This is a genomic window from Enterobacter cloacae complex sp. HYC003_NIDB, from assembly GCF_056673375.1.
On the sequence record NZ_CP114220.1, the window covers coordinates 721,340 to 742,019 of the forward strand.

Below are 20,680 nucleotides of genomic sequence, written 5' to 3' on the forward strand. Positions count from 1 at the left end.
CCCGGCAAATTTCACGGAACTTAAACCCCTTGCTCCAGAATACGGATGTGGGTTTCCAGAACGTCCCCTTTCACCGCGTCGCTCCACGCTTTCATATGCGCGGTCTGCAAATGCGCTTCAAGGTGCGCGACGGTTTCCCACTGCTCAACCATGATGATTGAGTCTGGCGCGGTCGCCTGGAAGCTTGCGCTGGTGGCGGCGTCCACCATCGGCGCGTAGCCGTGGCAGCCTTCTTCTTTCAGTACGGTCGGGATGATCTTCGCGAACTCATCCAGTACCGCCTGGCGGTGATGTTGGCCAGGACGCGTACGGATTTCAGCAATAACGGTAAGCATAATTAACTCCTTCTAATTCCAGGCTACCAGTTAAGCAAAAATTTCCGCGAGATGCTTGCGATATTCTGCGATATAGCGCGGGACGTCCGGCATTTTAATCACGTCGTTGACGATAAAGGTCGGCAGCGGCTCCATCCCCAGGAACTGATTCGCCTTGTGGAACGGCAGATACGCGCCGTCTACGCCCACGCCTTCGAAGAACTGATCTTGCTCAGTGAAGGCTTCAAGCGGGGCATTCCAGGTCAGGGAGAGCATGTATTTCTTGCCCTGAATCAGGCCGCCGGAACCGTATTTTTTAGACGCGTCTGAGCGGGTGCGACCGTCGCTGGCATACAGCGAACCGTGACCTTCGGTAAACACATCGTCCATGTATTTTTTCACGGTCCACGGTGCGCCCATCCACCAGCCCGGCATCTGCCAGATAACCACGTCGGCCCACAGGAAGTTCTGCACTTCGGCCTTCACGTCGTAATCGCTGTCCGCGCGCACGACCTTAACATCATGTCCGGCGTCGCGCAGGAAACCATCCGCGACCTCGGTCAGGGTGTCATTCAGCTGGCCTTTAGAGTGCGCAAATTCTTTCGCGCCGTTGATAATCAGAATGTTGCTCATTATTTGTCCTCGATGATGAGAGTATGCCGGGTATTCTACGCGCGAGGACGGAGCGGAAAAATAAGCAAAATGTGCAAAGTCTTTTGCGCAGAGCGCAATAATGGCTACCAGCTGACGGTCACCTCAAAGCCCCCTTCCGGCGCATTGCCCAGCGAGACGCGCATCCCGTGCAACGCCGCGATACGCTTGACGATAGACAACCCCAGACCGCTGCCGGTGGCGTCCTGGCCCGGTGGACGATAAAAGCGCTCGCCGAGACGCGCCAGCGCATCGGAAGAAATGCCCGGGCCGTTGTCGCGCACGGTAAAGCTTTGGGTATGCAGCGTCACGTCCACCACGCTGCCGCGCGGGCTGTAACGAACGGCGTTGTCCAGCAGGTTACGCGCCAGAAGGCTCAGCAGTAGCGGCTGTCCGTGACGCATCACCTCGGGCGCGTTGACGTTGAGCCGAATATCAATGCCCGCCTGCTGCGCCGGATGCCAGATATCCAGCACCGCGGATTGCAGCAAATCGGCCATCATCACGGGTTCGACGTCATCAAGATTATCCAGTGAATCCAGGCGCGACAGGGTGAGAAGCTGGTCCACCAGCCGGGAGGCGCGGTCGATGCCCGCATGCAGCTGCCCCAGCGCTTTAGACTGCGCCCCGGGATCGTCAAGGGAAAGCTGCGCCACGTCGGTTTGCACCTTCAGCGCGGCCAGCGGGCTGCGCAACTCATGGGCGGCATCCGAGGTGAAGCGGCGCTCGCGGGCCATCATCTCCTGCGTACGGGCGAAAAGATGGTTAAGCGCATCAAGCAGCGGGCGAACCTCCGTCGGCACGCCGTGGGTGGGCAGCGTATCGGTCGCATCCGGCGAGCGCGAGCGCAGGGTCTGCGCCAGTTTTTTCAGCGGTTTCAGTTCCCGGCTCAGCAGAACAATCAGCAACAAAAGCATGACGGGCAGCGCCACCAGCCACGGCGTCAGCTGCGAGCTGACCACGTCCAGCGCCATATCCTGTCGGTACTCCCACTCCTGGCCAACCACCACGCGGTATTTCCCGTCCGGAGAAGTCAGCCACAGGAAACGCCATTCGTCGTTGTCATCCTGCAAGCGACCGTCATCAAACCCGTCCCGGCGGTAGAGGTAAGGTATGTCGCGCCCGTTTTCGCCGTCGTTAAGCACCATGCTGCCGTCGGCGGTGAAGATTGCGAAGGCCAGCGCATCGTCGTCCAGATGGCCGTGTTTGGCTTTTTTCGGTACCTCGCGCATGCGTTCCGGGGCGCGGAGTTCGTCCACGTCCATCGTCAGCAGCCGTTTGGCAAACAGCATCTGCTGGGTATCGAACAGCTTATCGAGCTTGTCGGTCGTCTGGTGCCAGGCCACCACGCTTGCGGCAAACCAGGCCGCCAGGGACAGCAACAAAAAGAGGAGCGTCAGGCGCAGCTTCAGGCTCAGGCGTTGGGTCAGTTTCATGCGTCACCCAGGGTATAACCGATGCCGTGCACGGTGCGGATAAATTCGCTGCCGAGCTTGCGGCGTAAATGATGAACGTGGACTTCGACGGCGTTGCTGGAGACGTCATCATCCCAGTTGTAGAGTTTCTCCTCGATGGTCTTGCGCGGCAGCACGCGGCCCGCGTTGCGCATCAGCAGCTCCAGCAGGGCGAACTCTTTGGGTTTGAGCACCAGCGTTTCGCCCTCCAGCGTGGCGACAAGGCTTGCCGGATCGAGCGTGACCTTGCCGTGACGCAGCTCGCTGCGCGCCTGCCCGTGACTGCGGCGCACCAGCGCTTCAAGGCGGGCCGCCACTTCAATCAGCGCGAACGGCTTACACAGGTAATCATCCGCCCCCAGGCGTAACCCTTCGACGCGCTGATTCAGCGCATCCCGCGCGGTCAGGATCAGCACCGGTTCGCTCTTACCGCTTTCGCGCCAGGCGCGCAGGATCTCAAGCCCGTCGATTTCTGGCAGCGTCAGGTCCAGCACCACGGCATCATACGGCGCGGTGTACAGGGCCGCCTGCCCGGTTTTACCGTCGGTAAACCAGTCCACGTTAAAGCCCATTTTGCTTAAGCCCGCTTTGATGCCGTCGCCGATGAGCCTGTCGTCTTCTACCAGTAAAATGCGCATATTTCCTCCTTGATGCCGTCAGTAAACCTTCTGCAAGCGCCTGCTGTACAGTAAAAATAAATAAATTTTCCCCTTAAGAAGTTGTTAAGGTTTACCCTGTTTAATGGATTGTGAAACGACATTAAAGGGAGAGATAAAGATGAAAAAATTCGCTGCAATTGCTGCCATCATGATGATGACCACGGCCCCTGTCTTTGCTGCACAGGGTGGCTTCTCTGGCCCATCTGTGACACAGAACCAGACGCAAACCCAGCAGGGTGGCTTTGTCGATAACAACGCCAACCTCACCACCGCGGCTAAAGTGAAAGACCTGAAGGACGATGCCTGGGTGAAGCTGCGCGGGAACATTACCGAGCGCCTGTCCGATGACCGTTACACCTTCCGCGATGAGAGCGGCACGGTGGTGGTGGAGATCGACCACAAGCGCTGGAACGGCGTGACCGTCAGCCCCCAGGATAAAGTCGAACTCCAGGGTAAAATCGATAAAGACTGGAACGAGTTTGAAATCGACGTGAAGCAGGTTATCAAGCTGAACAAATAACCCGGAAAGGGCCGCTTATGCGGCCCTTTTTCTTTGTGACTCAACTCGCCAGATGAGGTAGTATCTGCGGCAATATTGCCTGAAACCCATCGGTTTCTGAGTTGAGGAATCACACGTAATGAGCGATATGGCAGAGCGCCTCGCGCTACATGAATTCACGGAAAACGCCTACCTGAACTACTCCATGTACGTCATCATGGACAGGGCGTTGCCGTTTATCGGGGATGGCCTGAAGCCCGTTCAGCGCCGCATCGTCTATGCGATGTCCGAACTGGGACTGAATGCTACCGCCAAGTTTAAGAAATCCGCCCGTACCGTCGGCGACGTGCTGGGTAAATACCATCCGCACGGCGACAGCGCCTGCTATGAAGCGATGGTGCTGATGGCCCAGCCGTTCTCTTATCGCTATCCGCTGGTGGATGGCCAGGGGAACTGGGGGGCGCCGGACGATCCGAAATCCTTCGCGGCAATGCGTTATACCGAATCCCGCCTGTCTAAATATGCCGAAGTGCTGTTGGGCGAGCTGGGGCAGGGGACGGTCGACTGGGTGCCAAACTTCGACGGTACGATGCAGGAGCCGAAGATGCTGCCTGCGCGTCTGCCGAACATCCTGCTGAACGGCACGACCGGTATCGCCGTGGGCATGGCGACGGACATTCCGCCGCACAACCTGCGTGAAGTGGCAAAAGCCGCCATCACCCTGATTGAGCAGCCGAAAACCTCGCTGGACGATCTGCTGGATATTGTGCAGGGGCCGGACTATCCGACCGAAGCCGAGATCATCACCTCGCGCGCGGAAATCCGCAAAATCTACCAGAACGGTCGCGGCTCCGTGCGCATGCGCGCGGTGTGGACCAAAGAAGACGGGGCCGTGGTGATCACCGCGCTGCCGCACCAGGTGTCCGGTGCGAAGGTGCTGGAGCAGATCGCCTCCCAGATGCGCAATAAAAAGCTGCCGATGGTGGACGACCTGCGCGACGAATCGGACCACGAAAACCCGACCCGTCTGGTGATCGTGCCGCGCTCTAACCGCGTGGACATGGAGCAGGTGATGAACCACCTGTTCGCCACTACCGATCTGGAAAAAAGCTACCGCATCAACCTGAACATGATTGGTCTGGACGGTCGTCCGGCGGTGAAAAACCTGCTGGAGATCCTCACCGAATGGCTGGCCTTCCGCCGCGATACGGTGCGCCGTCGTCTGAACCATCGTCTGGAAAAAGTGCTTAAGCGCCTGCATATCCTCGAAGGTTTGCTGGTGGCGTTCCTCAACATTGACGAAGTGATCGAGATCATTCGTACCGAGGACGAACCTAAGCCTGCCCTGATGTCGCGCTTTGGCATCAGCGAAACCCAGGCCGAAGCGATCCTCGAACTGAAATTGCGCCATCTCGCCAGACTGGAAGAGATGAAGATCCGCGGCGAGCAGAACGAGCTGGAAAAAGAGCGCGATCAGCTTCAGGCGATTCTGGCATCCGAGCGCAAGATGAACACCCTGCTGAAGAAAGAGTTGCAGGCCGATGCCGACGCCTTTGGCGACGACCGTCGTTCTCCGCTGCACGAGCGCGAAGAGGCGAAGGCGATGAACGAGCACGACATGCTGCCTTCCGAGCCGGTGACCATCGTGCTTTCCCAGAGCGGCTGGGTACGTAGCGCCAAAGGCCACGATATCGACGCGCCGGGTCTGAGCTACAAATCCGGTGACAGCTTCAAGGCGGCGGTGAAGGGCAAGAGTAACCAGCCGGTGGCGTTCATCGACTCCACGGGCCGCAGCTACGCCATCGACCCGATCACGCTGCCGTCTGCGCGCGGCCAGGGCGAACCGCTAACTGGCAAGCTGACGCTGCCGCCGGGCGCCACGGTGGACCATATGCTGATGGAGGCCGACGATCAAAAACTGCTGATGGCGTCTGATGCGGGCTACGGCTTTATCTGTACCTTCAACGATCTGGTGTCGCGTAACCGTGCTGGTAAGGCGCTGATTAGCCTGCCGGATAACGCACACGTCATGCCGCCGCTGATCATCGAGAACGAAAGCGACATGCTGCTGGCGATCACCGCTGCCGGACGCATGCTGATGTTCCCGGTCAGCGATCTGCCGGAGCTGTCGAAAGGGAAGGGCAACAAGATCATCAGTATCCCGTCAGCGGAAGCGGCAAAAGGCGTCGATGGCCTCGCGCATCTCTTCCTGCTGCCGCCGCAGAGCACCCTGACCATTCATGTCGGCAAGCGTAAAATCAAACTGCGTCCGGAAGAGTTGCAGAAGGTGGTGGGTGAGCGTGGACGTCGCGGCTCACTGATGCGCGGCCTCCAGCGAATTGACCGCGTGGAGATCGACTCGCCGGCGCGCAGCAAAGCGGACGACAGCGAAGAGTAACCTGTTTCATCCCCCCTCTTTCCGGAGGGGGAATTACCATAAAATTTCCCGTAAAAACGTTGTTAATTCGTGCGTTGCGATTAACAATACGCGCTCGTAATAAAGTCCTTACCTGGCCACAGGTGAAGTATAATTGTCAGCTGTCAGGGCTTCAGAGGTCGCTATGCTATACATTGTTCGTCTCATTCTTACCGTTATTTATTGCATTCTGGTCTGTATTTTCGGATCGATTTATTGCCTGTTCAGCCCGCGTAACCCAAAGCATGTCGCGACGTTTGGCCACATGTTTGGTCGTCTTGCGCCGCTGTTTGGCCTGAAGGTTGAAAAGCGTCTGCCTGAAGGGGCGGAGAATTTCGGTAACGCCATCTATATCGCTAACCATCAGAACAACTACGATATGGTGACGGCCTCAAATATTGTTCTTCCGCCGACCGTAACCGTGGGTAAAAAAAGCCTGCTGTGGATCCCGTTTTTCGGTCAGCTGTACTGGCTCACCGGTAACTTACTGATTGACCGTAACAACCGCGCCAAAGCGCATGGCACCATTGCGGAAGTGGTGGATCAGTTTAAAAAGCGCCGGATTTCCATCTGGATGTTCCCGGAAGGGACGCGCAGCCGTGGTCGCGGCCTGCTGCCGTTTAAGACCGGCGCGTTTCATGCTGCAATTGCGGCAGGCGTTCCAATTATTCCCGTGTGTGTTTCCAATACATCGAATAAGATTAATCTTAACCGTCTGAATAACGGACTGGTCATTGTCGAAATGCTGCCGCCGGTAGATACCTCAAAATACGGTAAAGACCAGGTGCGCGAGCTGGCCACGCACTGCCGCGAGCTGATGGCTCAGCATATTGCGCAGCTCGATAAAGAAGTTGCAGAGCGAGAAGCCGCCGGTAAGATTTGACCCGGTGTCGTGTAAGGGAAAACGAATTCCCGCGTTGTTAGTCGTTTCAGATGGAGCTTATATGTCACTCAGTCGGCGTCAGTTTATTCAGGCTTCGGGTATCGCCCTTTGTGCGGGTGCGATGCCGCGGACAGCCAGCGCCGCCGGGCAGCAACAGCCGCTGCCTATTCCGCCGTTGATTGAATCCCGTCGCGGGCAGCCGCTATTCCTCACGCTTCAGCGTAGCCACTGGTCCTTTACCCAGGGAACGCGCGCGCAGGTATGGGGCATTAACGGACGCTACCTCGGGCCGACCATTCGCGTGTGGAATGGCGATGACGTTAAGCTCATCTACAGTAACCGTACGACGGAAAATGTCGCGATGACCGTCAGTGGTTTGCAGGTGCCGGGGCCGCTGATTGGCGGCGCGGCACGCATGATGTCGCCGAATGCCGACTGGGCGCCCGTCCTCCCGATTCGTCAGAGCGCGGCGACATTGTGGTATCACGCCAACACCCCGAACCGCACCGCCCAGCAGGTCTACAACGGCCTGGCCGGAATGTGGCTGATTGAAGATGAGGTCAGCAAAACGCTGCCGATCCCGAATCACTACGGCGTCGATGATTTCCCGATCATTATTCAGGACAAGCGGCTGGATAACTTCGGCACGCCGGAGTACAGCGAGCCGGGCAGCGGTGGTTTTGTGGGCGATACGCTGCTGGTTAACGGCGCGCAAAGCCCGTATGTTGAAGTGTCTCGTGGCTGGGTGCGCCTGCGTCTGCTGAATGCTTCTAACTCGCGTCGCTATCAGTTGCAGATGAGCGACGGCCGCGCGCTGCACGTGATTTCAGGCGATCAGGGGTTATTACCTGCGCCGGTGTCGGTAAAACAGCTGGCGCTCGCACCGGGCGAACGTCGTGAGATCCTCGTGGATATGACCAACGGGGATGAAGTGTCCGTGACCTGCGGCGAAGCGGCAAGCATTGTTGACCGTATTCGCGGCTTCTTTGAACCGTCGAGCGTTCTGGTCTCCACGCTGGTGCTCACGCTGCGCCCGACCGGCCTGTTGCCGCTGGTGACCGACAGTCTGCCGATGCGCCTGCTGCCGCAGGAGATTGTGACCGGCCCGGCAGTACGCAGTCGCGATATCAGCCTTGGCGACGATCCGGGCATCAACGGTGCGCTGTGGGACGTAAACCGCATTGATATCACCGCCCAACAGGGAACATGGGAGCGCTGGACCGTCCGCTCGGAGATGCCGCAGTCGTTCCATATTGAAGGGGTGTCATTCCTGATCCGCAACGTCAACGGGGCGATGCCGTTCCCGGAAGACAGGGGCTGGAAAGATACCGTCTGGGTGGATGGCCAGGTCGAACTGCTCGTCTACTACGGCCAGCCTTCCTGGCCGCACTTCCCGTTCCTGTTCCACAGCCAGACGCTGGAGATGATGGACAGGGGATCGGTAGGGCAGATGCTGGTGAATCCGGCACCATAAAACGCTTTCTCCCTCTCCCTGTGGGAGAGGGTTGGGGTGAGGGCAACAGGCCGCACAATACCCCTTCATTTCCCCCGGTAAACCAGCGTATAATCCCGCTCCTTTTGTCTATTTTTTCTTCGGAAGCATTATGAGCGCTATTTCCCTGATCCAGCCGGATCGCGACCTCTTCTCCTGGCCCCAGTACTGGGCAGCCTGCTTTGGACCGGCGCCGTTCCTGCCGATGTCCCGGGAAGAGATGGATCAACTGGGCTGGGACAGCTGCGATATCATTCTGGTAACGGGCGATGCGTATGTCGATCACCCGAGCTTTGGCATGGCGATCTGTGGCCGTATGCTTGAAGCCCAGGGCTTCCGCGTGGGGATCATCTCCCAGCCTGACTGGAACAGCAAAGACGACTTTATGCGTCTGGGCAAGCCTAACCTGTTTTTCGGCGTGACCGCGGGCAACATGGACTCGATGATCAACCGCTATACCGCCGACCGTAAGCTGCGCCATGACGACGCTTACACGGCTGACAACGTGGCGGGTAAACGTCCCGATCGCGCGACCCTCGTCTACACCCAGCGATGCAAAGAAGCATGGAAAGACGTGCCGGTGATCCTGGGCGGCATCGAGGCGAGCCTGCGCCGCACCGCACACTACGACTACTGGTCTGATACCGTGCGCCGTTCGGTGCTGGTGGATTCGAAAGCCGACATGCTGATCTTTGGCAACGGCGAGCGTCCGCTGGTGGAAGTGGCGCATCGCCTGGCGCAGGGTGAACCGGTCAGCGAGATCCGCGACGTGCGCAACACCGCGATCATGGTGAAAGAGGCGCTGCCGGGCTGGAGCGGGGTGGATTCCCGCATTATCGATATGCCGGGCAAAATCGACCCTATCCCACATCCGTACGGTGACGATCTACCGTGCGCGGATAACAAACCGGTTGAGCCGAAGAAAGCGGAAGCAAAGGCCGTGGTGGTGCAGCCGCCGCGTCCGAAGCCGTGGGAAAAAACCTATGTGCTGCTGCCGTCTTACGAAAAAGTAAAAAGCGATAAAGTACTCTACGCCCACGCATCGCGCATCTTACATCATGAAACCAACCCCGGCTGCGCGCGCGCTCTGATGCAAAAGCACGGCGAGCGCTATATCTGGGTTAACCCACCGGCGATCCCGCTCTCTACCGAAGAGATGGACAGCGTCTTTGCTCTGCCGTACAAGCGTGTGCCGCATCCGTCATATGGCAACAGCCGTATTCCGGCGTACGAGATGATCCGTTTCTCAATCAACATCATGCGCGGCTGCTTCGGCGGGTGCTCCTTTACTCTTGTTTTTATGTATTTAGAGTTAAACTCTACTTTTCTATTTTTAGAATTCAAGCTATTCATCGTAATTGAGAGATATCCTTTTAATGTTCAGCAAGCCTGTTAAAAGCACTTTATCTGAACCGCGTTTTGCCTAAATCCTGCTCAATATATACTCTCCCTGAGTTCTGAAATCCTCAAATTCCCCAATCTTAAAGCATTGATACATAGATGATGTCAGATAATGCGCAATCATCTCACCGCCAATATGGATCCGTTCCGGGTGTGGGTATGTCGCCTGTATAGCCCTTTGTTCATTCATCATTACAGGAATTGTCTGCAACAAATCCCCATCCAAGATTTGGCACTCAGGTTTTACTCCTGTTCCGTATTGTAATTGCTCTGATTCGAAATCATGGACTGAGCGATAGGCGAACGAAACGATATTTCCTGTTTCCTCGCAAATTGCGAACTGATAAACACTGGTTGTCACCGTTGAAGAAGAGGGAATTGCATGGTCATGCTTGTATTGTTTCCACAGCCTCCTTAGACAGGCCGATGTATGATAATTGAGATTTTGTATACCTGATACGACCATTCTGGTTGATGCTTCAAGCAACCAGGTGTTAGAAAATCCACCTGCCCCCGTTCCTGCTATGATGGTTCTTAGCTGGGGGATGTAACCTGCTTTGGAAACAAAAGATAACGGCTCCCCATTATCGGTGACGGCAAGGGTATCTGTTACAATCAGTGCTTGTGCTTCGTCTGTATAAAATATCAGTGATGACATATTTTCCTCATCCAGAAAAGACATTACATGAATCACAGAACAGGTCACTACAACCACGTGAAAGGGAGTCAGACCATTTTCCAGAGGTAAATATATTCTTGTGTTTGGACGCGTTGCGGTTCTCTGTAAAAAATATATAGCACAAACAAAAGTCCCCGCAGGGATAAATATAGTTATATGCGCTTTTTCTGCTGGCTTTTACAATTGAAAGTGACAGGTAAACGAAATGTGTTACAGGTTTCTTTTGCTTTTCGTTGGGTTCTGTATATGCGAATTTACCCTGTGTGTTATTTTTGCAATGGACTCAGGCTGTATTCAATCAATTAAGGTTTACTTCTGGCATTAAGATGTATCCGTTGCCTGTTTTTTAAGGGCACGGTTTGTGCCGGGAAATGAAAATCACATCTTAAGTTCTTCACTCAAAGGATTTGTGATGTTTATCACGTATGGTCCGGGTAACGTGTTGAGGTCAATGTATTGCATCGTGATGGTGTCGTTACATCTTTTACTTTCCTCCTGATTTGCATATTCACTCCCGGCAACCTGGTTGTTTGTTTTTTCTTCTTCCGGATTTATAGTGTAGGCATGAGGTGGCGTTTCAGGGCGACAGACTGTGAGGATAATCACTAACATTCATGCGCGTTATGGGCGTGTCAGCAAACTGGATGCAACAGAGCCGAAACTGAAATTTGAACCCGGATTTCTGTATGCTGAAATACCTTATATTAGCGGCATCCAGAATCGAAAACTGAGCCGATATGTACACTTTTATCTTATGGATAAAGCTATCCTGCAGGCCAGGGATTTAAAGCCTTTAGCCCGGGCATTTTTACGCTGGATAAGGTGGCTGGAGGATAACGGACTTGACCCTTTCACCCCGGGAACGTTGAAATACCAAAGCCCTACATATGGCTTCAGGGAGTATCTTCTGGGGGCCGTAAGGCAGGGGCGCATCGCCTCATCCACCGCGGCGGTGTACATCAGCGTTATCCGACGGTTTTACGTATTTCTGGGCAAGTGTGGTGAGCTGGCTGCCAGCTCATTTTTTACGTTGGTCGAAAAAGTCGTTGACGGGCGACGCAAGGTGATAAGTTCGGATCTTGCCATCAGGATAACCAGCACAACAAAAAGGACAATCAACCCACTGAATGATGCAGAGGTTCATATCCTGGATGAGGCACTGAAATCTGAGTCCGGGTTGTTCAGTTTAATGATTGTGCTGATGAAAAATTGTGGGCTACGGCTGGATGAAATGCTGACCCTGCCGTCGTCACTCTTTACTGAAGAGTACCTTGCCAGTGTCCCTGTATCTGAGTTGACCATCAGGGGGCTTCATATTGGTCCGAGATGCGGAGTTCATACGAAGTTTGGGATGACGCGAGAACTCTTCATCACCAGACGATTGTACGAGCAGGTTCTGGATTATCTGGCGGATGAGGAGTATGAAAAGAAGATCCAAAAATGGCGTGCACGACAGGGTGGGGAAGGGCGGCACGAGCCTTTATTTTTAATGGCAAACGGGAAACGGATGTCTGAAAAAGCCTTTTACTCCCGCTGGTACAGTTTTCGCCATCGCCTGGCCCGGTCTGCTCCGGGAAATGTGTTCAGACATAAACCCCATGATTTGCGGGCAACGTTTGCGACCCATTTTTTACGCTCGGCACTGAGTTGCTATCCCGATCAGGCCGCAAATGCGCTGGGTACAGTAAAATACTGGATGGGCCATAAAAGCGAAAATACGACGATGAAATACATCGTCTTTCTTCAGCAAAACCAGATTTCTGATGCAGTCGCCGGGGTCATGGACGCATTGATTGACGGTGCTGCAGGTCGCGATGGAGCCATATATGAGCCGGAGTGAAACGCAGATAACGTGGATGGCCGAAAATGTGCTGTCATGGGAGACGGTCAGCGGACACATCACTCAGCGGGATCTGAACCGATATTATTTACTTGACGTTTATCTTCAGGCTCATTTTTCAGATTATGTGTTGCTCCCCGGATGGTTTAGTGAACATTCGCATCTTGCCCGCCCTGAAAAACGCGATTTTATTGCCTCTCTGAAACGATTTCTTCTGTCTTACCGTCCCGCCGGAAGGTTAACCATTTTCCGTTATCTCAATATGTTTTTTATATGGCAGTCAGTCAATCAGTATGACTATGGCACGGCTGAAGGCGTTGAAATGTATATTAAACATCTCATGAACGATATTCGTCGGCGAAAAATTTCAGTCAGGATGGCAAGACACTACTTGTCCGTGGTCAACCGGTTTTTGCTTACGGGCGGGCAGATTCAGAGGCGGTATGAATATGAATTCTTACCGAAAGGAACGTATCAGCAGCAGGGAAGGGATAGCTATACCAGGAATGAACTTTCCGAGATCCTGAGGCAGTTGTCATCCATGAATGAGTTCCTTGCGGGATGTATCCGGGAGCATATCGCTAAATCGGAAAAAGGGGTGCGGCATTTCTCACCGTCTTTGCTGGCACCTGTTTATGAAGCGTATTTCCGGTATCCGGGAGAGAACGGGGTCAGCAGGGCAGAGATCATCATCAGGGACGTTCTGGAAAATTACTTTCTTACTTCTTTTTTTCTGTTCTGTTACCACACATGGGGAAACACCTCTCAGGTTCTGGGTCTGACGCGGGATGATATACATCTGGATGAAAAGGGTATCAGCACTGATTATGTTTATAAGGGGAGAGCGAATAAGTATATACGTCTGACGATAGGTAAATCGGAGTATGTGACCAAACGTGCGGGCTATTACTGGTTTCTGTCTTTTATCAGGCTCAGGGACGACATCGTTAACTATCTGGTTTCCGCAGATAACTTCCCTCCGGTACAGGCGCTGTTTCTGAGTGAGCCGCAGGTGAAATTCCGTAAGCTTTATTCTCTTAATCCCAGTCATCTGACTAAATTTTCTAACTCTGAGGGGGCGTGGGCCACGATGCGGCAGCTTAATCCCTCGCTTCCATCAATTACCGTTTCTGGCTTGCGCAAAACGTCTGAGCAGTATACGGACAGAACATTAAAGAATGGTCTGATTACGGCGGAAAAAGCACAGCATAACTGGGGCACTTACAGGCGGAATTATGCTGCAGGTAACCCACAGGGGGCGAAGGAAAACTTCAGTGCTGCACTTGATACGCTTATGAATCAGGGGATTGCGACACGTGCGTTATCCGAGCGGGTAAAAGTTGCTGATGAGCTGGGGATCGATCTGCGTGGAAGCGATGAGGGTGTGGATCTTTTATTGAATGGCCTGGGATGTCGATCGCAGGAGCCGCCTACAGATATTGAATTGCGCTTTATAAAAAAGCAAAAACGATTTGGCCGGACACCAAAGGCTTGTGCGGATTTTTCTCATTGTGTCGAATGTTCAAAAAGTTGCGTTGTGGAAACGCTGGAGTCTGTATGGCTCCTGCTGTCATTCAGGCATGCTATCGAGTATGGAAAACCGTTGTACATCGGTTCGGTCAATGCTGTGGAGCGTTATGAAACGTTACTCCTGAAGATTGATTTACGGCTTGGGCTGGTAGATGAGGCGACCCTGAAAAAAGCGCGCGTTAAACTTCAGCGAGAAGGTGTGGCTCCGGTATGGCAGATTTGAAGAAAAAAGAGGTAAGCCGTAGTCGAATGGCGGAGTTTCCTGCCGGAACGCCGCTTCGTTCAGGGGATGAGTTTCCGACTGAGGATATCATCTGTGAGGCACTAGAAAACAAAAGCTTTGAACGTCTGAATAACTGCCTGGTTATCGCCAGCTCAGATGAACATGATATGCGTTTTATCAATGAGGAGACGCTGAATATTTATTTCAGGGATGATGTCTGGACCAATCGCTATGTCAGAACCCATATTGGTGAAACGTTAAGAACCGTTAATTTTTCAGGCATACGGGATCCTGAACTGCGTCTTGAAGCCAAAATCATCTCAGCCAGCCTGCTCTGGATTGTCGGCAGGACCGCGAAGACGCAGTCACTGATCCGGAAATGTGCAAACATTGTGGCGGGAGCCCGTATTATTGAGTCTATGGGGTATCGCAGTCTGTTTCAGCTTCGTTTTCCGCTTGTCCGGAATGCTTTCATTGTAAAGATGAAGGAGGAGGATGAGCACGGCAGGAAGCGTTCTGAAAGAACATTACGTAATTACTTTATGGACCTGGCGGATATCTCGCTGACAGGTCATACCCGTCTTCGAAAATACGGTTACTTTCCTGATATTAGCTTCGACAGTTACAACAGTGTGGATGATTCAAACCAGACATATTGTATGCCTTTCAGTCTTATGATGTCTGTCTGGGAAGGGCTGATTACTGAACTGGATGCTGAAATCAGTGATTTCGATTTTGACGGGTTTTCCCGGCTGTGCGCTATCATAAACGGTTTTTATGATTCGCCTTACTATACGTCGATGCTGGAAGCCCGTAAAAGAGGGACAGCAAAAAGCATACCGGATTACCGGGCCGCGTATTACTACAATATTGTTGCCGGGGAAATTCGGGCGCTTTTCGCGACACTTGGCCCCGGGATGCAGGGCTGGTTCTCGGTACATAAAAATAAGCGCTGGAGATCTGATTTTATTGGCGTTGATCACATAAAGCTGAACACCTGGCATTTTGAGCTGACGTTAAAAGTCATGAATGTGATACAGGCCATGTCGGGGATGAGACACAGCGAAGTGCTTGGCGTGATGCACGGTTCACTGATTTATGATGGTGATATCCTGGGACTTCGTTCGGTGTTGCATAAGTTCGCCCCGGAAGGTGGAAGTCACGAAGACTGGGTTGTTTGTCGCTATGTGGAAAAGCCTTTTCAGCATTTACGCAGAATTAATCAAATCATGACAGGCCTGGACGGGAAGACGCTGGACAATGTTCCATTGTCTTTAAATATCAGGTCGTGGTTCTCGGAGCAAAAACTCTCTTTTATGGGGACGCAGCGCCAGACTGAGTGGGCAAAGAAATTTGTGAAAAGACACCATCTGTTCATCCGACGTGACCATATTGATGAGTTCAGGCTTTTAAATCCAAACATACGTGATGATGAACGCGTTGCGATGGAGATTCGGGAGGGGGCTTTCTGGCCATTGCGAACCCATCAGTTTCGCCGTTCACTTGCTGTACACCTCAGGCGTCTTGATCTGATTTCTACTAATGATCTTATCCGGCAGTTTAAGCACTTAATCAGAGGCATGACGGAGTGGTATATGTCCGGTGCACTCAACGCTTCGCATTTTAGCCGGGCGATCCCTCAGGCATTCGCTGCCGAGATTGAAAGGGTTGATACCGAACTCTCAGCTTCCAGGGCTGTTTCTTATCAGCATGAAGGCCTGCTTTATGGCGAAGGCGGGAAGTTACTGATGTCCCAGAGAGGTGGGCACTTACATCAGATGACGTTTCCTACACTGAAAAAAGCGATGAGCATGGCTAAACGAGGCGGGCAAAAACTGGTATCTCTTGGAAACGGTTTTTATTGCATGAATGGCCATGACTGCGAGTTTAAGGCGGTTGTTCAGTCAGCGTCCTGCAATCCGGGATGTGAGAACATGCTGGCCGGAGCTGATTCTGTTCCCGTGTGGAAACGCAGGATGGCTCATTATGACAACCTTCTGGAGATTGCCGTGCGAAATAATGCTCCTCAGGCTGACAGGGATTTTCTGATGCTTGAGAGAGATTTTTATGCAGATGCTGTCCGCTTTTTTGAAAAGGATGAATAGAGCATGACGAACGAACAGTCGGGGGTTAAAAAAACACAGGCAAGAGCAGAGCAGGCCCTGAGGGAACTGATGTTATCAGGGGAGCGTATCAGCCAGTATGCTGTGGAAAAACGAGCGGGGCTGGCAAACGGCACCCTGAATTATAACTGTCCTGAGTACAGGCAGGTCAGGGAGGCTATCCGCAGTCTGAAAAAAACGTGCCAGGGCACCGCGCCGGTTGATGAGCAGGGCATTGAGCAGCAGATCAAGCTGAAAGAAAAGTATCGCCGTCAGAGAAATGAGCTGAGGGAAGAAATCAAAAAGATGATGGCTGAAAATGTAGAGCTGTTACATAACCTTATACTTTTACAGCAGTATGTCAGGGAGCTTGAACGCAACACCGGGAGGGAGAAAGGGGACGTCATTCCGTTCTCGGGTGGTGTCAGGGACTGAGGCTATACTGAACGGAAGGACGCGAGGTGAATCGCCACGGGTTTAACAGACACCTCAGAGTCATTTAAGATGGCTTAAAGAGAGGTGCCCATGAGCGGTAAGCGTTATCCCGAAGAGTTTAAAATTGAAGCAGTCAAACAGGTTGTTGATCGCGGTTATTCTGTTGCCAGCGTTGCAACGCGTCTCGATATCACCACCCACAGCCTTTACGCCTGGATAAAGAACTACGGTCCGGATTCTTCCACTAATAAAGAACAGTCAGATGCTCAGGCCGAGATCCGCCGTCTTCAGAAAGAGCTGAAGCGGGTTACCGACGAACGGGACATATTAAAAAAAGCCGCGGCGTACTTCGCAAAGCTGTCCGACTGAGGTACGCCTTTATTCGTGACAACACCTGTTGCTGGCCTGTTCGCCTGCTCTGTCGGGTGCTGGATGAACATCCCAGTGGTTTTTACGCCTGGCTTCAGCAGCCGCATTCACAACGCCATCAGGCAGACCTGAGACTGACAGGACAGATTAAACAGTTCTGGCTGGAATCGGGATGCGTCTATGGTTATCGCAAAATCCATCTGGATCTGCGGGACAGCGGGCAACAGTGCGGAGTGAACAGAGTCTGGCGACTGATGAAACGTGTCGGGATAAAGGCTCAGGTCGGATACCGGAGCCCGAGGGCATGTAAAGGCGAGGCCAGTATCGTGTCGCCCAACAAGCTCCAGCGACAGTTCAATCCGGATGCTCCGGATGAGCGTTGGGTAATCACAGCGTGGTTTCCTCAAACCCTCGCTGTGAATTAACTGAAATACTTCATTGAAGCTGTAACCAAACAGTTAACTGAAACAATGAGCCCGCAGAGCATTGCACAGCGATGACACCATTTGTTGAGCTTCACCGTTTTCGCATACAACCGTCCGGGATTTGGAAAAGCACTGTCTTTTTGTACTGACCGATCATGATTAAGTGACACCTCTTCGAAAAAGAGAGCGCGATGAGCGATTAATATATGGCTCGAAAGACAATTATGTTGGGCTTTTATGACCGCTGTCAGAGGTATTATCTTACCCGGACGGCAACAGGGTCGGAATGTCATCAGCGGCACTGTAACAAGCTATCCGCCATCTTAAATATCTGCAGGTCCTTTCACCGAGTATGCACACCAACCGACAGAGTGATTTGACCCAAACTGGTGGATATTTTGCAAAACTATTAGCCTCTTATGACCGGTCTGCAGCCTGATATTGAGGAATTAGTGCGCTTTCATGGAATGCCTGCCGGGATCGCAAGTACGAACCCCCGGTACTGTTACACTGAATGTGCTCAGTCCTGTATCAGATTGTATTTTTCAGCAACTCAAGAACAACCCTTATTTTATCATTGTCACGTTTGTAGTACGTCCAGGGACCGATGCGCTGAGAAGTAACAAGTTGTGCCCGTTGAAGAGCTGAGAGGTAAAGAGAAACGGTAGACTGTGAGAGCCCGACCTTTTCCTGAATGATACTGACACACACACCGAACTCGTCCGCATCAGCATAAGGCTGATGGAAGTGTATTTTCGGTTCCTTGAGCATATACAGAATTTTTCTTCTAACAGGGTTTCCCAGCGCCTTAATCACGTCATTCAAATCAATATCAGGCATAAACTCTGTCACTTGTCGCATTGAGGAATTGCAATGTTACGATACTTCTCTACGTTAAGCATCAGCTTTTGAAAAGCTGATGCTCATAAGAATGGTTAGCCAAAGGCGGGATAATCTGTGTAGCCTTTTGCCGTTCCACCATACATGGTTGTTGGATCGACCGGATTCAGTGGCCATTCATGATAAAGGCGCTGCGGTAAATCCGGATTAGCTATGAACGGGCGGCCAAATCCGATAATGTCTCCCCAGCCAGCACCGATAATCCGTTCGGCTTTTTCTTGCGTATATCGCCCGGCATACATAATTACACCGCTGAATAATTTACGGACTTCAGCTCTGAATGCTTCAGGCAATTCGGGAGCATCATCCCAGTCGGCTTCAGCAAGAGAAATATAGGCTATTCCGATTTCTTCAAGAATTTTAACGGCTTCGGTATAGGTTTCATGGGGATCATCTTCCACCAGGCCAAGATAGACCCTTACTTCATCCGTGGTCTGAAAGAGCGGAGCAAAACGGACTCCCACACGGTCTTTACCGACCACATCAGCGACAGCCTGCGTCACTTCGCGCAGAAACCGCAGCCGGTTATGTAATGAGCCACCATATTCATCCTCTCTTTTGTTGCTATGGGATGACATGAACTGGTTAACCAGGTATCCATTTGCACAGTGAATTTCCACACCGTCAAAACCGGCATCAAGGGCGTTCTGAGCTGCCCCGGCGTACATCCTGACAATCTCACTAATTTCCTCTTTTTCCAGTGCGCGGGGGCAGGAAGCGGTAGCCAGCGCCCCCTCTCCCGGCCCGGTTTCGATGAATACCTTAACGTTTTCCCCTGCCGGTATCGCCGACGGAGCGACAGGCGAGGCGTTACCTGGCTGCAGGGAGTTATGGGATACTCTTCCGACATGCCAGAGCTGGGCAAAAATGATGCCTTCTTTTTCATGCACTGCCCGCGTCACTTTCTTCCAGCCTTCCACTTGCCGTGAGCTGTAGATCCCCGGGGTCCACGCATAACCCTGCCCACGAGGTTCGATTTGTGTTCCTTCGGTCACCATAAACCCGGCACTGCTGCGCTGTGCGTAATATTCAGCCATCAGTTCGTTCGGAATATCACCCGGTTGTGAGCTCCGTGAGCGGGTTAAAGGCGGAAGTACAACACGATTCTTCAGGGTGTAGGGACCTAGTCTGGTGGGAGAGAACAGGTTTTTCGTCTTCATTACATATCCTGATATAGCGAATTTTCAATATCACTGAAACGCCATGTCTCAGCATTTACGACCTGGCATGTCGTCGTTCGGCCGATGTAGCCGCAGAACCACGACACTTTATTCCACATATTGAGATTTACCAATATCTAGATTTATAAAAATTATGATCGGATGAGCGGAACGGGGGGTTGCCTGATGGCTCACAGAATCGGCATCATGAACCTAAATGGTTCTGATAATGTTATCGGAGATCCTGAACGGGAACGGTATGCGTCACGATTTTAATGACTATGTTGCATTCATGGCAGTAGCACAGGAGTGCAGTTTTTCACGGGCTGCTGTCCGCCTCGGGATTTCGGCATCCACGCTTTCACACACGATACGTCGTCTCGAGGAGCGCGTTGGCATGCCGTTACTTATGCGTACAACCAGGCGGGTGGCTGTCACCGAAGCCGGTAAACAATTATTACTGACGCTTGAACCCGGTCTTGCGCGCATTGAAGCGGGCGTGACAGCTCTTCAGAGACTGCGCCATACACCGGCTGGGCTGGTCAGACTTACGGTATCAGATCACATGATTCATGAATGTCTCTGGCCACGATTGTCACCGTTACTAAAAAAAATATTCGGATATCAAGGTGGAAATGTCGCAGCAGAACGGTTTTGTCGACATTGTTGAGGGCAATTTTGATGCCGGAGTCCGAATTGGTGATGACATATTAAAGGATATGGTGGCCGTCCGAATCGCACCGGACATACGGTTTGTCGTCATTGGATCGTCCACCTATCTTCCAGAAAGAGGTCTGCCGCTACATCCCTCTCAGCTGGAAAAACATGACTGCATCAATATACGTCTGTCACCCACAGGCCCGCTGTATGGCTGGGAATTTGTCAGGCAGGGGGAGAATATTGTGAAAAAAGTGGACGGGCAGCTTACTTTTTCAAGCATTTATCCAATGCTTCATGCAGTAAAAGATGGCTACGGCCTGGCCTACCTGCCGGAGTCTTCTGCCCTGGCGGGGATTGAGGCGGGACACTATTGTCGGGTGCTTGAGGACTGGTCAGAGGCTTTTCCCGCCGACATGATAATTCCAATAATGTCCATTACAGGCTCCGGTAAAGATAATACCGACACCTTACATGAGAAAGGCAAAAGCAATATAACCTGCTGTGCTCCGGATTTTAAGAATGAGCGGTTTACGTAGCAGGATGAGCAGTTCGAACCAGAAATTTCGTTACTATTGCTAAAGTAAAACC

Annotated in this window: 17 protein-coding genes and 2 pseudogenes; 12 read left to right on the plus strand and 7 right to left on the minus strand. The window is 52.6% G+C overall.

The annotated features are described in order from the left end of the window. Positions 1-20: 20 nt before the first annotated feature. The 4 genes from O1722_RS03430 to qseB all read right to left on the minus strand — a co-directional run bounded on the left by O1722_RS03430 (position 21) and on the right by qseB (position 3,057). A complete protein-coding gene (locus O1722_RS03430) occupies positions 21-335 on the minus strand; it encodes a putative quinol monooxygenase (RefSeq protein WP_003862506.1) in 315 nt (104 codons plus the stop codon). Between the two features lie 30 nt (positions 336-365). Then, entirely contained in the window at positions 366-947 is a 582-nt protein-coding gene (locus O1722_RS03435) for an NAD(P)H-dependent oxidoreductase (protein ID WP_015571876.1), read from the minus strand. 104 nt (positions 948-1,051) lie between these two features. Then, positions 1,052-2,401, minus strand: coding sequence for a quorum sensing histidine kinase QseC (qseC, locus tag O1722_RS03440; protein WP_017692661.1), 1,350 nt, complete (start codon positions 2,399-2,401; stop codon positions 1,052-1,054). Further along, positions 2,398-3,057, minus strand: coding sequence for a quorum sensing response regulator transcription factor QseB (gene qseB / locus O1722_RS03445; RefSeq protein ID WP_017692662.1), 660 nt, complete (start codon positions 3,055-3,057; stop codon positions 2,398-2,400). Before qseB ends, qseC begins: the two co-directional genes overlap by 4 nt. A 139-nt stretch (positions 3,058-3,196) precedes the next feature. Between qseB and O1722_RS03450 the strand changes: the two genes are divergently transcribed. The 5 genes and pseudogenes from O1722_RS03450 to O1722_RS03470 all read left to right on the plus strand — a co-directional run. Next, entirely contained in the window at positions 3,197-3,598 is a 402-nt protein-coding gene (locus tag O1722_RS03450; RefSeq protein WP_017692663.1) for a YgiW/YdeI family stress tolerance OB fold protein, read from the plus strand. A gap of 118 nt (positions 3,599-3,716) precedes the next feature. Further along, positions 3,717-5,975, plus strand: coding sequence for a DNA topoisomerase IV subunit A (gene parC, locus O1722_RS03455; protein WP_015571873.1), 2,259 nt, complete (start codon positions 3,717-3,719; stop codon positions 5,973-5,975). Between the two features lie 163 nt (positions 5,976-6,138). Beyond that, positions 6,139-6,876: a 1-acylglycerol-3-phosphate O-acyltransferase gene (plsC, locus tag O1722_RS03460; protein WP_003862497.1), complete on the plus strand. Its 738-nt coding sequence runs from the start codon at positions 6,139-6,141 to the stop codon at positions 6,874-6,876. Between the two features lie 61 nt (positions 6,877-6,937). Next, positions 6,938-8,350 carry a cell division protein FtsP gene (ftsP, locus tag O1722_RS03465; protein WP_017384056.1) on the plus strand — a complete coding sequence of 471 codons (1,413 nt, stop codon included), beginning with the start codon at positions 6,938-6,940 and terminating at the stop codon, positions 8,348-8,350. A gap of 130 nt (positions 8,351-8,480) precedes the next feature. Then, positions 8,481-9,656: pseudogene (locus O1722_RS03470) on the plus strand (YgiQ family radical SAM protein); the annotation flags it as partial. 135 nt (positions 9,657-9,791) lie between these two features. Here the strand turns inward: O1722_RS03470 and O1722_RS03475 are convergent. After that, positions 9,792-10,427, minus strand: coding sequence for a hypothetical protein (locus tag O1722_RS03475; protein ID WP_012477419.1), 636 nt, complete (start codon positions 10,425-10,427; stop codon positions 9,792-9,794). Between the two features lie 613 nt (positions 10,428-11,040). On the opposite strand from O1722_RS03475, the gene O1722_RS03480 reads away from it, so the two are divergent. The 5 genes and pseudogenes from O1722_RS03480 to O1722_RS03500 form a co-directional block, all read left to right on the plus strand. Continuing rightward, a complete protein-coding gene (locus O1722_RS03480; protein ID WP_007897923.1) occupies positions 11,041-12,288 on the plus strand; it encodes a tyrosine-type recombinase/integrase in 1,248 nt (415 codons plus the stop codon). After that, positions 12,275-14,041 (plus strand): hypothetical protein, encoded by a 1,767-nt coding sequence (locus O1722_RS03485; RefSeq protein WP_007897920.1) that lies wholly within the window; start codon positions 12,275-12,277, stop codon positions 14,039-14,041. The genes O1722_RS03480 and O1722_RS03485 overlap by 14 nt, the downstream gene beginning before the upstream one ends. Further along, positions 14,029-16,146 carry a hypothetical protein gene (locus O1722_RS03490; protein WP_017384059.1) on the plus strand — a complete coding sequence of 706 codons (2,118 nt, stop codon included), beginning with the start codon at positions 14,029-14,031 and terminating at the stop codon, positions 16,144-16,146. Before O1722_RS03485 ends, O1722_RS03490 begins: the two co-directional genes overlap by 13 nt. Before the next feature lie 3 nt (positions 16,147-16,149). Next, entirely contained in the window at positions 16,150-16,578 is a 429-nt protein-coding gene (locus O1722_RS03495) for a hypothetical protein (RefSeq protein ID WP_017384060.1), read from the plus strand. Between the two features lie 90 nt (positions 16,579-16,668). Then, positions 16,669-17,357 (plus strand): annotated as a pseudogene (locus tag O1722_RS03500) (IS3 family transposase); the annotation flags it as partial. Positions 17,358-17,903: 546 nt separating this feature from the next. Here the strand turns inward: O1722_RS03500 and O1722_RS03505 are convergent. Both O1722_RS03505 and O1722_RS03510 read right to left on the minus strand, forming a co-directional pair. After that, positions 17,904-18,212, minus strand: coding sequence for an ArsR/SmtB family transcription factor (locus O1722_RS03505; RefSeq protein ID WP_032622084.1), 309 nt, complete (start codon positions 18,210-18,212; stop codon positions 17,904-17,906). Between the two features lie 95 nt (positions 18,213-18,307). Further along, positions 18,308-19,432, minus strand: a complete 1,125-nt coding sequence (locus tag O1722_RS03510) for an alkene reductase (RefSeq protein WP_017384063.1) — start codon at positions 19,430-19,432, stop codon at positions 18,308-18,310. A gap of 259 nt (positions 19,433-19,691) precedes the next feature. On the opposite strand from O1722_RS03510, the gene O1722_RS03515 reads away from it, so the two are divergent. Further along, positions 19,692-20,102: a LysR family transcriptional regulator gene (locus tag O1722_RS03515; protein ID WP_157698488.1), complete on the plus strand. Its 411-nt coding sequence runs from the start codon at positions 19,692-19,694 to the stop codon at positions 20,100-20,102. Continuing rightward, positions 20,056-20,628: a LysR substrate-binding domain-containing protein gene (locus O1722_RS03520; RefSeq protein ID WP_255354090.1), complete on the plus strand. Its 573-nt coding sequence runs from the start codon at positions 20,056-20,058 to the stop codon at positions 20,626-20,628. The genes O1722_RS03515 and O1722_RS03520 overlap by 47 nt, the downstream gene beginning before the upstream one ends. Positions 20,629-20,680 lie beyond the last annotated feature (52 nt).

Bases quoted from the DNA above. Each gene is read 5' to 3' on its own strand.
- qseB (WP_017692662.1), bottom strand. From the start codon at position 3,057: ATGCGCATTTTACTGGTAGAAGACGACAGGCTCATCGGCGACGGCATC.
- O1722_RS03475 (WP_012477419.1), bottom strand. From the start codon at position 10,427: ATGTCATCACTGATATTTTATACAGACGAAGCACAAGCACTGATTGTA.
- O1722_RS03485 (WP_007897920.1), top strand. From the start codon at position 12,275: ATGAGCCGGAGTGAAACGCAGATAACGTGGATGGCCGAAAATGTGCTG.
- O1722_RS03450 (WP_017692663.1), top strand. From the start codon at position 3,197: ATGAAAAAATTCGCTGCAATTGCTGCCATCATGATGATGACCACGGCC.
- O1722_RS03430 (WP_003862506.1), bottom strand. From the start codon at position 335: ATGCTTACCGTTATTGCTGAAATCCGTACGCGTCCTGGCCAACATCAC.
- plsC (WP_003862497.1), top strand. From the start codon at position 6,139: ATGCTATACATTGTTCGTCTCATTCTTACCGTTATTTATTGCATTCTG.
- O1722_RS03510 (WP_017384063.1), bottom strand. From the start codon at position 19,432: ATGAAGACGAAAAACCTGTTCTCTCCCACCAGACTAGGTCCCTACACC.
- O1722_RS03495 (WP_017384060.1), top strand. From the start codon at position 16,150: ATGACGAACGAACAGTCGGGGGTTAAAAAAACACAGGCAAGAGCAGAG.
- O1722_RS03505 (WP_032622084.1), bottom strand. From the start codon at position 18,212: ATGCCTGATATTGATTTGAATGACGTGATTAAGGCGCTGGGAAACCCT.
- O1722_RS03435 (WP_015571876.1), bottom strand. From the start codon at position 947: ATGAGCAACATTCTGATTATCAACGGCGCGAAAGAATTTGCGCACTCT.
- ftsP (WP_017384056.1), top strand. From the start codon at position 6,938: ATGTCACTCAGTCGGCGTCAGTTTATTCAGGCTTCGGGTATCGCCCTT.
- O1722_RS03515 (WP_157698488.1), top strand. From the start codon at position 19,692: ATGCGTCACGATTTTAATGACTATGTTGCATTCATGGCAGTAGCACAG.
- parC (WP_015571873.1), top strand. From the start codon at position 3,717: ATGAGCGATATGGCAGAGCGCCTCGCGCTACATGAATTCACGGAAAAC.
- O1722_RS03490 (WP_017384059.1), top strand. From the start codon at position 14,029: ATGGCAGATTTGAAGAAAAAAGAGGTAAGCCGTAGTCGAATGGCGGAG.
- qseC (WP_017692661.1), bottom strand. From the start codon at position 2,401: ATGAAACTGACCCAACGCCTGAGCCTGAAGCTGCGCCTGACGCTCCTC.